Origin of the sequence: Roseixanthobacter psychrophilus (genome assembly GCF_043195195.1) — a bacterium.
In the GTDB taxonomy this organism is placed as follows: Bacteria; Pseudomonadota; Alphaproteobacteria; order Rhizobiales; family Xanthobacteraceae; genus NCEH01.
The window spans coordinates 16,735-28,258 of the sequence record NZ_JBAFWT010000047.1 but is presented as its reverse complement, the minus strand read 5'-3'; the positions used below and the strand labels follow the sequence as shown (position 1 = coordinate 28,258).

4 protein-coding genes are annotated in these 11,524 nt (G+C 68.8%); 2 read left to right on the top strand and 2 right to left on the bottom strand.

Features of this window, described 5'->3' with window-relative positions; genetic code table 11:
- Positions 1-17: 17 nt before the first annotated feature.
- Positions 18-1,559: an FAD-dependent oxidoreductase gene (locus tag V5F77_RS24855; RefSeq protein ID WP_429007878.1), complete on the bottom strand. Its 1,542-nt coding sequence runs from the start codon at positions 1,557-1,559 to the stop codon at positions 18-20.
- 564 nt (positions 1,560-2,123) lie between these two features.
- Between V5F77_RS24855 and V5F77_RS24850 the strand changes: the two genes are divergently transcribed.
- Positions 2,124-3,230 carry a sensor histidine kinase gene (locus V5F77_RS24850; RefSeq protein ID WP_429007877.1) on the top strand — a complete coding sequence of 369 codons (1,107 nt, stop codon included), beginning with the start codon at positions 2,124-2,126 and terminating at the stop codon, positions 3,228-3,230.
- Positions 3,218-3,949 carry a LytR/AlgR family response regulator transcription factor gene (locus V5F77_RS24845; RefSeq protein WP_429007876.1) on the top strand — a complete coding sequence of 244 codons (732 nt, stop codon included), beginning with the start codon at positions 3,218-3,220 and terminating at the stop codon, positions 3,947-3,949. Before V5F77_RS24850 ends, V5F77_RS24845 begins: the two co-directional genes overlap by 13 nt.
- A 23-nt stretch (positions 3,950-3,972) precedes the next feature.
- Here the strand turns inward: V5F77_RS24845 and V5F77_RS24840 are convergent, their stop codons facing one another.
- Complete coding sequence (locus tag V5F77_RS24840; RefSeq protein ID WP_429007875.1) at positions 3,973-11,418, bottom strand: hypothetical protein; 7,446 nt, start codon at positions 11,416-11,418, stop codon at positions 3,973-3,975.
- Positions 11,419-11,524 lie beyond the last annotated feature (106 nt).

The following is an 11,524-nucleotide window of genomic DNA, read 5'->3' as shown; positions in this document are numbered from 1 at the left end:
TTTAAGGGCGATACAGGTCAGCCGGGCGCACCGAACCAGCGCGACGCGGCCTGTCGGGCGCCCTCATCATGGGCAGCGGTCTCGCTGGCCCAGGCAATAAAACCATCGGGACGCACGAGCACCGCACGCAATCCCAGACGGTCCTTCGCATCGGACGCGATATAGGTGATCCGGCCTTGCCAGCGGTTCGCGAGTGCCCGGAGCGGTGCATCGGAGGCGAAGTCGAGGAGCAGGCCACGGCCGTCTTGCAGAAGGTCTCCCACTCTTGTTCCATCGGCCAGTTCAAAATCGGGAACGGTTTGGCCGACGAGCGGATGGCCGCCGCCGAGATCATAGCGCAGGGATACGCCCCACACCTTTTCAGCGAAATAGGTTGCCCCGTCCCGCGTCCCAATGAGATCGCGGACGATGGCTCCTAGCGCGCGCGTGCTCGGCGTGGGGCGCAGGAGTGCCACCTGGGCGCGCGACCAGTCAAGGATCCGGGCTCCTTCCGGATGCCGTTCGGCGAAATAGCTGTCGAGTAGTCCGGCCGGCGCTCGGCTGTGGATGGCGGCGGCCAGTTTCCAGCCCAAGTTCATGGCGTCGCCGAGGCCGAGATTGAGACCCTGGCCGCCAAGGGGCGAATGGATGTGCGCTGCATCGCCGGCGAGGAGCACCCGGCCCTGGCGGTAGGCCGACGCCTGGCAGGCGCGGTCTGTCCAGGTAGCTGCGAGGTGCAGTGCGGTGAGAGCAACGTCGGTGCCCGAGACCCGTTGCAGCACCTCCTGGACGTGCGCCCGCGTGATCGGCCATGTCCTGTGGAACGTGCCCCCGTCGAAATCGACCATCGCGATCATGCCGGGCTTGGCATAGGTGTACAGGCCCGTGGAGGTGTAGCTGCGCCCCGGGCTCAACGCATCCGGATCGGCCAGATCGGCCTTGACCGAATAGCCTGTAAACTCGGGATCGGTGCCCACGAACGGGAATCCGCCGGCTTTGCGCACTGTGCTGCGGCCCCCGTCGCAACCGACCAGCCAGCGCGCTTGGAATATCTTTCCCCCGGCATGGACGATCACGCCGGAATCGCTCTGCTCAAAGTCCTCCACGTCGACACCGCGCCGGATCTCCGCGCCCATGGCCGTCGCCCGTGTGGCGAGGACGGATTCGAGAGACTGCATATCCACCGCAAGATTGACACCGGCTGGACCCGGCAGCCGACGAGCCCACCGCGCGGCGTCGATGTCCTCGTGAAAGAACGGGATGCCCGCAAAGTGGCCGGCAGGCCGCCGCTCCTGTTGCATCCAGTGGGCGGAGGCTTTGGTCGTGCCTGCGGCGTCGTTCGCGCGCTGGGCCGCGACAATCTCATCGAGCAGGCCGCGGCGATAAAAAGCGGCGATGGTCGGCGCCGACAGGCCCCGCATCCCGAAGGGCAGTGCCTTCAAGGGTGAGCGCGGATCGTCGGTCTGCTCCAGGATAAGCACGGAGACATGTGCGAGCCGCAGCTCACACGCGAGAAACAGCCCGACCGGGCCGGCGCCGGCGATAATGACGTCATGGATGTGAGCGTGGGACATGGGCATGGACGGCTCCTGGGTCGAAGATGTTCGACCGGAGCGTTCCTCGGTTCGAGACCGCACGGACGAACGAATTGGCGCCTCAACAGCGCCCGACGTTCGTCGTGGGGATCTCAGGCCCGAAGCCAAAGACCAGAGCTTTCGTTACCGAAAGGACTTGGGCTGACCAAGCCAAGTCTGCCTTTTCCGACGTGCTGTATATAGCGGAGGCCGCCTCAGGCCGCAACGCATCGCGCGCCGCGGCGGCCGCGGCACGCCTGACATTGTCAGGGAAAGGCGGGAAACGGGTGGGAACCAAAAGGCGCTCGCGCCCTTCCAGTCGGACTAGCCGTGCTGTCCGGCCGCCGGGGGTACAAGGCTTCAAAATATTTTAAAATCAGCAGCTTGAGCCTATTTGAAGGGTTCGTGGCGTCTGTTGTTGTGTCGTTGCATCTCATCGAGTTGATGGGCAGCGCTCGCCTCGCCGGAGGACATGCCTCGCCGCCGAACTGCCGATGATGCGGCGACCTTCCGCCTGATCGCAGCTTTATCGTCGGCTGCGGCCGTGGTAGCTGAAAAAGGGGGGGTACGATGACACTTGATCATCAGCGTTGGGGCGCTCGTTCCGGCAATCAGCCGTGGCGGCCCTTGCGCATGCCGGTGCCCTCCACTTTCTGGCAGGCCAACCTCGCCGGATGGCTGTTCATCGCCGTGCTGGGCATCACGATACGAACCATCTTCTTCGGCAATTTCAGCGATGCGCTGGTCCGCACCGCCGTGTGCGATTGCCTCGGCTTCGGTCTCACCGGCTTGGCGCACCGCGTGATCCGCGATCACATCCGTTCGCCGCTGCCGGCGATCCGGGCCATCCCCATCGCCGCCGCCGCCTGCGTTGCCGGCGGCATGGTCATGCTTGGCGTCGTCCAGATCATGCGGCAGCTCGCCACGGCACTGGGCCTGCCCTTCAACGACCTCGGCGGCACCTACATTCCGGTTCTCTACTACACCATCATTTTCCTCGGCTGGGCGCTGGCCTATTTCTGGCTCACGGCGGACCATGCGGTCCGGGCCGAGCGGGTGCAGCGAAGCGAAGCGGAATCCGCTGCCGCGCGGGCGGAGCTGCAGCAGTTGCGGACCCAGCTCGATCCGCATTTCCTGTTCAACGCCCTCAACACGGTGACGGCGGAAATCCCCGAGCGGCCGGACGTCGCGCTGGAGATGACGCGCCGCATCTCCGACTATATGCGCTACTGCCTCGACCATCAGGATCGCCTGGCCTGTCGGCTCGCGGACGAGATCGATGCGGTGCGCGCCTATCTGCGCATCCAGGAGTTGCGCTATGACGGCCGCCTGAGCTGCGCCGTGCGGCTGGAGCCGGAGGCGGCCGATTTCGCCGTGCCGCATCTGATCCTGCAGGGGCTCGTGGAAAATGCCGTCAAGCACAGCTTGCGGCCGGCCATGCAGGCGCCGTTGCAGATCACGGTCTCGGCCAGCCTGCAGGACGGGCATCTGTCCATCACCGTCACCAATCCCGGCATCTATGCGCCGCGCCCGGAGGGCCGACCCGGCCTGGGCCTAGCCAATATGCGGCGCCGGCTCGAACTGCACTATCCCGACGGACATCACATCCTCGTCGCTCAGGAGGAGGAGCTTGTCTGCACGCGGCTGATCCTGCGAGGGCCGCTATGCTTCGCGTGATGCTGGTGGATGACGAACCGCCGGCGCGTCGCGCGTTGAAGCGCCTGCTGGAGGAACATGACGATGTGGCCGTCGTCGGCGAGGCGGGCAGCGTCGCCGAAGCCCGGCAGGCGCTCCGCAAGGTCCGCCCCGACGTCGTGTTCATGGATGTCGAGATGGGCGACGGCGAGGGGTTCGAGATGCTGGACGGTGCCGGCCCGCAGCCGGACGTGGTGTTCGTGACCGCCTATAGCCGCTACGCCGTGCACGCCTTCGAGGTGGCGGCAGCGGATTTCCTGGTAAAGCCGGTCGATCCCGAGCGCCTCGCCCTCACCGTGCAGCGCCTGCGGCAGCGCCATGATCTCCAGGGCGAGCGGAACGGGCGGGATGCTCCCGCCCCCGACAAGGACCGATTGCTGATCAATCTCCCGGGCGCGCGCTTGAGCCTGCCGTTCCAGGCGGTGCTCTCGCTCACGGCGGAGGGCGATTTCACCCGAATCGCCATCTCCGGCGGACGGGAGCAACTGGTGTGCCGGCTGCTGGGCCAGTTCGAGGCGGATCTGCCGCGACCGCCGTTCCTGCGCCTGAGCCGTTCTATTCTCGTGAACCTGGCGCAGGTGGACCGGGTCGAATGGCTCGAAGGTGGCCGGGCGCAGCTCTTCCTCGACCACGCGAAGCACATGGTACCGCTCGGCCGCGCCGCCGCCCGCCGGCTGCGCCAGATGGAAGCGCCCGCCTGACGGCCATCCAGGCGGCAAGCGTCTTAGAATTGTACCGAGAGGCGCAATGATCCCATGTTGCGGCTGGTGTGTTCCGAGAAGGCGCCGTCATATTCGGCCCGCAGGTTGAGGCCGTTCTTGAAACCGCCGAGGTCGAGGCCGGCGCCGACGCGGGCGAACCCGTCGTCCAGCGGCAGCACGACGTCGAAGCCGCCGACCCCTGCCGGGGCGGCGAGCAGGCGCACCGTGCTCGACCAGCTGTCGGTGCTGGAGAAGGTCACCCCGGCCTTGGCATAGGCGCGCAGCACGTGCCCATTCTCCAGGTTGAGCCGGGTGCCGAACTCCACCGCGGGCGTCGCCATCGCGGTCCATTCCGAGCTGCCCGAGACCTGACGGTCGAGCAGGGAGGCGCCCGCTTCGGTATAGCCGGATAGATGAGTATAGAGCAGGTCGAGGTCGAGATAGGGCTTCGCGTAGAAGCGGTCGTCGCCGAAGGTGTAGGCGGCCCTGAGGCGGCCGCTGCCGCCGCTCAGGTTGCTGGTACCCTCGGCGATGCCACCGACCGGACCTATCACCGCCGCGCGGCTGATGTCGAACGAGCCGAAGCTGCCGCTCGCCGCAGCGGCGAACAGCCAGGGCCCGATCTCGTGCTTCAGGCTGACGCCGATCCAGCCGGTGCTGCCGTCGGACGAGACGCCCTGGCCGGAGATGTTGCTGTCGTCGAAGCCGGCGGCGATGCCGTAGAACCAGTCCGGCGCGAACTCCTTCTGCAGGCCGACGGCGTAGCTGTAGGTGGTGTCGTTGTAGCTGCCGCCGCCGTCGAAGGCGTTCTGCTCGAAGCGCGCGCCCGAGCCGACCGCCCAGTAGCAGTTGGTCTGCGCCACGATGGCGGTCTCGCCCTCGAAGATCGGACAGCTCATCAGCCGATCCAGATGCTGCTGGCTCAGATTGATGCTCTCGGCGCCGGCCGCGTTCACGGTGTCGGCGGCGAGGTTTGACAGCACCCCCGGATAGTCGCCTGCCTCGACGTTGGACAGGGCGCCGAACAGGGGGCCGAAGACGCCGCCGCCAGCGTTCCAGATCGCCTGCAGGTGGTGGGCTGCGCGGATCTGGCCGGCGGTCAGGCCGAAGCCCGCCTTCGTGAAGTCCGCGGTGGCCGAGACGGCATAGTCGCCGCCGCTGCGGGTGACGTCGAAGTCGAATATATTGGCGGTCGCGCCTTCGAGCGTGCCGGAGGCCTCGCCCTGCACCTGCAGGAAGGTGAGCGCGCGGTTCGGCAAGAGGTTCGAGGAGAGTACCTGCAGCCCGCCGTCGAGGGCGGCATCGCCGGTAACCAGAAGGCGATCGATGGTCCCGGCGCTGAAATCGGCCTGGGTGACGATGAGGCCACCCGGCGTCTGCGTGAGGTTGCCGATCAGCGTCGTCGTCTGGGGCTCGCCGAGCGCGGCGACCAGCGCCACCCTTCCATGGACGAGGCTCGCTTCCAGCGACGGCGCCCACCCGTCGGGCACCGAGGCGAGGAACACCGTGCCGCCATTGGTGAGGTCGCCCTTCAGCGTGCCCTGCGGCACCAGCACGCCGCCGGAATAATTGTTGAAATAGCCCTGCGACAGCGTCGTCGTCAGCGAATAGGAGCCGACCACGGTACCGTAATTGTTGACGGAGTTGTAGCCGACGCCGGTGGCGTTGATCGCCTGCCCGTAATCGGAACGGACCAGGCCGTCGGCGCCGATATTGATGCTGTTCACCGAATTCGTGCTGTCGACCCAGACGCCCCAGCTGCCGGGTCCTGAACCGCCCGAGACATAGCCGTTAACATTGACGGTGACGGTGCCGTTGATCGGGTAGTCGACGCTCTTCTCGTTGGTCAGGCCGGTCGACTGGGCGAAGATGCCGATCGACTGATAGCCATTGGCGATGAGGGTGCCGTCCTGGGTGACGGTGACGGTGCCGCCGGCGCCATTGGAGTCCTTGCCGCCATGCGTGCCGGTGAACATGGCGCTGACACCGTCCGAGGACGCCCAGATGCCGCCGCTCGAGCCGACGCTCTGGGCGAAGATGCCATGCGCATTTGCTCCGGTGGTAAGGATGGTCGACTTGCCGGTGTTGACCGTCACCGCCCCGCCGTCGCCATTGGACGCGGGCTGGTTGTTCTGGGTATTGGAATAATACATCAGTACGCTGGTCCAGGTCTGGTCCGACGCCGCCAGGCCCGCAATGCCGCCGCCGCCGCCGACCGACTGCGCGAACAGCCCGAAGCTGCTGTCGCCGCTCGTCACGATCCGGCTGCCATCCTGCAGCGCGACGTTCACCGTGCCGCCATTGGCAAAGACTGAGTCAGGATTGACGCCGCCGGCGGTGAAGGTTCCGCCGATGCCGGTCATCTGCCCGGCGATGCCGCCGCCCCCGCCTACGCTCTGGGCGATGAAGCCGAAGGCCGCCTGGCCGGAGGTGGAGATGTCGAGCAGCGGTGCGTTGGTGGGATCGGTCTGCACCGTGCCGCCATTGCCGCCCTGGCTGCCGCCGACGGTCAGGGCGAGGCTCTGGCCACCGAAGAACGCCAGCGGGAGGTTGCCAACGAGGCTGTAGCCCTGCTCGGCGAGGCCGCCGCCGCCGCCGATCGACTGCAGGATGACGCCATGCGCCTGGTCGCCGACGGTGGTGATGGTGGTGGCGTTGCTCCCAAGCTGGCCGAGCGTCACCGTGCCGCCCTGGTTGCCCGAGCCGCCCGAGCCGCCATTGGTCATGCCGAGCGACACTAGGCTGCTGGCATTGAACTCGGCCGAGCCGGCGATCCCGCCGCCGCCGCCGATGCTCTGCGCCATGAGGCCGGTGGCGGCGAAGCCGGTGGTGCTGATCGTAGTTCCGCCAATGTCGACCGTCACCGCGCCGCCATAGCCGCCCGCCCCGCCGCTGCCGCCGAGCGCGGCGTCGAACTGGAGCTTGAGGAAGCTGCCGATGCCCTTGCTGCCCCCGGCCGCCGCCGCGCCGCCAATGCCACCGCCGCCGCCGACCGACTGCGCCACCACGCCCTTGGCGTAGTCGCCCGCCGTCGCGATCGTCGCGTCGTCGAGCGTGACGTCGACGGCGCCGCCATATCCGCCGGTTCCGCCGCGCGCGCCGAGCGAGAGGTTGAAGTTGAAGCTCGGCAGGTAAGCCGTCAGCGCGCTCCACTTGCTCGCGTCGCTGCCGATCAGGTTGTAGAGGTTGAGGAGGTAGCCGGCCAATGCGTTGTCGGCGAGCTTCTTGGCGTCGCGCAGCCCGTCGATGGGCGAGCTCGGCAGATAGGGGTTGTCCGAGGAGGCCGCCGAGCCGGCGCTGCCGGCCACGCCGCCACCGCCACCCACGCTCTGTGCCACCACGGCAATTGCCGCCTCGCCCCCGGTCGAGACGAAGCCGTTGACATCGACATTGACCCGACCGCCGGTGCCGCCGGTGCCGCCATTGGTGCCGGCCTTGATGGTGGCCTTGCCGATCAGGCCGCCGACATAGGGCACGGACTGGCCGTCGAGGATCTTCTGCACATTGTTGATGGAGGGCAGGCCGGCCTGGTACGAGCCGCCGGTCGAGCTGCCGCCGCCCCCGCCCACGCTCTCGGCGAAGATGCCATAGGCGGTGTCGCCGAACGTGTAGATCGGCGCATTGGCATATTGCGTTACGCTGACGGTGCCGCCCGCGCCGCCCGTGCCGCCCTGCGCTCCGACGGTGAGCGCCATGGTCAGCGCCGAGGAGGACGAGGTGAAATTCTGCGTCGAGCCGGCGCCGAAGCCGGCATCGCCGCCGCCACCGCCGATCGACTGGGCGGCCACCGCAAAGGCATAGTCGCCGAGCGTCTCCACCGAGGAGGCGGGCAGGCTGCTGCCGTCCTGTACGAAGTCGACGCCGCCCAGCGTGATGTTGACCGGTCCGCCATAGCCGCCGCCGCCGCCATTGCCGCCATTGCTGTAGGCCAGGTCGAGATTGTAGTTCTTGAACCCCGCGAGCGAGGCGACATCCTTCAGGCCGAAGGAGACCGACGAGGCGGAGGAATCGCCGCCGCGGCCGCCGCCGCCGCCGACCGACTGGCCGAGCAGGCCGAAACCGCCATTGCCATAGGTGAGGATGTTGCTGCCGTTGCTGAGATTGATGGTGGCCGTCCCGCCATTGCCGGCCGTGCCGGCGGAACCGCCGACGGCAAAGGCGCCCGACAGCGAAATGGCACCGGATGCCGGCGCGAAGGGATTGGGAACGTCGACCGCGATGGCCTTGGCACTGGCCGACCCGCCATTGCCGCCGCCGCCGCCGATCGACTGGGCGACGACGCCGGCCGCATCGATCGGCAGCGGATCAAGCACCGTCTCGTCGGGCAGCGTCGTCGGGTCGACGGCGCTTGCCGTGTCAAGGCCGGTGATGATGGTGGCGCCGGAAAGCGTCACGCTGGCGGTATTGCCCGAGCCGCCGGAGCCGCCCTTGCCGCCGGTCGCCAGCGAGGCCGCAAAGCCGGCCCCTACGGTGAAGGAATAGCCACCGCCCGCCGCGCCGCCGCCGCCGCCAGTGGACTGCGCCAATATGCCAGCCGCCGAGGTCCCGTAGGTGGTGATCTGCGTGCCGGGCGACGTGCTGACCGTGACGGTGCCGCTCGCGCCGCCACTGCCGCCCTGGGCGCCGATCGCCATGCCGGCGAAGGCGCTATAGGAGGTCGCGTTGCCGGCAATGCCACCGCCGCCGCCGATCGACTGGGCGATGATGGCATGGGCGTTGTCGCCCTCGGTGGTCACCGATCCGCCGGCGGTGAAGCCGACGGATCCGCCGCTACCACCGGACGTGCCCGCGCCGCCGACGGCGATGAGCCCGGTGCCGTTGTTGGTGGCGGAGGTGACGTCCGCGTCGCCGCCGATGCCGCCGCCGCCGCCGACCGACTGCATCACGATGCCATAGGCCTGTTCGCCCGTGGTCGTGACGTTGCCGCCAATGCCGTTGAAGGTGACCGCGCCGCCATTGCCGGTGATGCTGCCGGAGCCGCCGACCGAGACGATGGTAAGTGTCGTGCCGCCGCCGACGCCGCCACCGCCGCCGACCGACTGGCCGGCGATGCCGTAGGACTGGATGCCCTGCGTGGTGATCGTGCCGGAATTGGTGACGGTGAGCGTACCACCGGAGCCGCCGCTGGCGCCGCTGCCGCCAATGGCGACGATGCCCGATCCGCCGCCCGCGCTGCCGCCGCCACCACCGATCGACTGCACCAGCAGGCCGATCGCGCCGTCGCCCTGCGTGCCGATGACGCCGCTCGTGGTCGAGGTGATCGCGCCGCCATTGCCGGCCACGCCGCCCGAGCCGCCAATGCCGGTGAGGAAGCCGGGGGGAAGATCCGTGGCCGCGCCGCCGCCGCCGCCGATCGCCTGCAGTTGCACGCCGTGGCTGCCTTCTCCGAACGTCTGGATGGAACCGCTGATCGTCGCCTCGATGGTGCCGGCGTTCTGCCCGGTTCCGCCATCGCCGCCGATCTGGATGACGGATCCGTTGCTGATGCCGCCGGTGCCGCCGCCGCCGCTCAGCGACTGCACCTGGATGCCCGCCGATTGCGCGCCGCTGGTTTGGATCGACCCGGCATGGGTTACCTGGGTGTCGCCGACCGTGCCGGCCGAGCCGCCATTGCCGCCATTCGAATACAACAGGCTCCCGCCCGTGCCGACCGAGCCGCCACTGCCTGACTGGTTCTGGATCAGCATGCCCTGCGACTGGTCGCCAGTGGTGACGATGGCGGCCAGGTTGCCGACCGAGATGAGGCCAGTCGCCCCGCCCGCGCCCGCCCCGCCGGCTGCGCCGAACAACACCGAATCGCCGTTGCCGCCGTTGCCGGCCGTGCCGCTGATGCTCTGGACGAAGATGCCCGGCGATGCCGTGCCGGCGGTCGAGAGAGTGCCGCTATTGGCGACGACGTTCACCATGCCCGTCGAGCCGCCATTGCCGCCCGTGCCGCCATCCGTCACGCCGCTGCCGGCCTCCCCGCCATCGCCGCCGTCGCCGCCTTTCGACAGGGCCCAGATACCCGGGGAATTGGTCGGGCCGGCGGTGGTGACGTCGCCATAGGTGACGATCGTCACCTTCCCGCCATTGCCGCCATTGCCACCCGCACCGCCATTGCCGGTCGCACCACCGCCATACTCGCCGCCCGTGCCGCCATTGCCGCCATTGGACACCGCATAGATGGCCGGCGACTGGTCGAGCATCGTGCTGACCTTCACCGCCGTCGGCAGGGCGGGAGTGCCCATATGGACACCGATGACGCCGCCGGCGCCGCCCGCGCCGCCATCGCCGCCGGCGCCCGCGACATTGAACGCACTATAATCGGTGCCGTTTCCGCCCGCGCCGCCAAAGGCCAGAGCGGCGATCGCCGGCGACTGCAACGCCTGCGTCGAGATTGTCCGCACCGTGCCGGCGGGGGGCGGCGTTGTCGCCGAAAAGACGATATTCACCGGCCCGGACGCGCCACCCCCGCCGCCGCTGCTGTGGTTCTGCTGCAGGCCGCCATTGCCGCCCGTCCCGCCCACGCTCTCCGCCAGCACGCCCTGCGTCATTCGCGCCGACTGGGTGCCGCTGGAAATGATGCTGACACCGGCATCGAAGAGCCGGACCTGCGCGGTGGACGCGCCGCCGCCGGCCCCGCCCGTCGAATGGTCGTAGCCCATGCCGCCATTGCCGGCCCAGGAGGACGCGACGATGCCGGCGCCGACGAAGTCGCCGGCGCCGGTGAAGGGCCCGGCGACCGGGTTGGGATTGGGGAAGGCGCGGGCAAAGCCCGAGGCCAGCGAGGACGGGGCGTTCGACTGGTCGATCAGGACGTCGCCGCCCAGATTCGCTGTCACATAGGCCGGCCCGGCATTGCCGCCGGCGCCTCCATCGAATTGATTCTTGGTAGTCGCCGTGCCGAAACCGCCATGGGCCACCGCGGCAAGACCCACGGTCTGGTTGAGCTGCGGGGCGCCCCAGTTGACATAGAGGCTGACCGCGGCATTGCTGAGGAGGCCCGCCTCGCCCGCCGTTCCGCCGGCGATGCCGTACCAGCCAGCGCCGGCATTGCCGCCGACCGACTGGGCGATGACGCCGCGCACGCCCGAACTGGTGCTCGGCCCGTACTGGACGCCGCTATAGGCCGTCAGCGGCGCGTTGAGCACGAGGCCGACATCGCCGCCATTGCCCGGCGCCGCACCGACGTTGCCATATTGCGGCGTGCCGGTGCCGTCGGTGCCGGTCCGATAGGCGTTGCCGCCATTGCCGCCGCGGCTGAGGGCACCGACCCAGATGGTCTGGAATCCGGCATCGCTGACGCTCTGCGGCGTCGTATCGTTGAAGAGGACGTTGCCGCCGGAGGTGCCGGCCGTCGGCATGCCGGAGGAGGATGTCGCGCTGGTGCCGCCGGTGCCGTCGTTCTGCTGGATCTCGGCCGCGTGCGCCGCGCTGGCGCCGACGGCGAGCATCGCGGCGAGAGCGAGCGCATGGGAGCGCCGCACGCTCATCCCCTGAGCGCCGCGCGTGAACCCGGACAGGAGCCCAGGAGAGACCGACCGCGTGCGCTGGTGGGAGAAGGCGGCGATCGCCGCAGGCGAGACTGAGGAG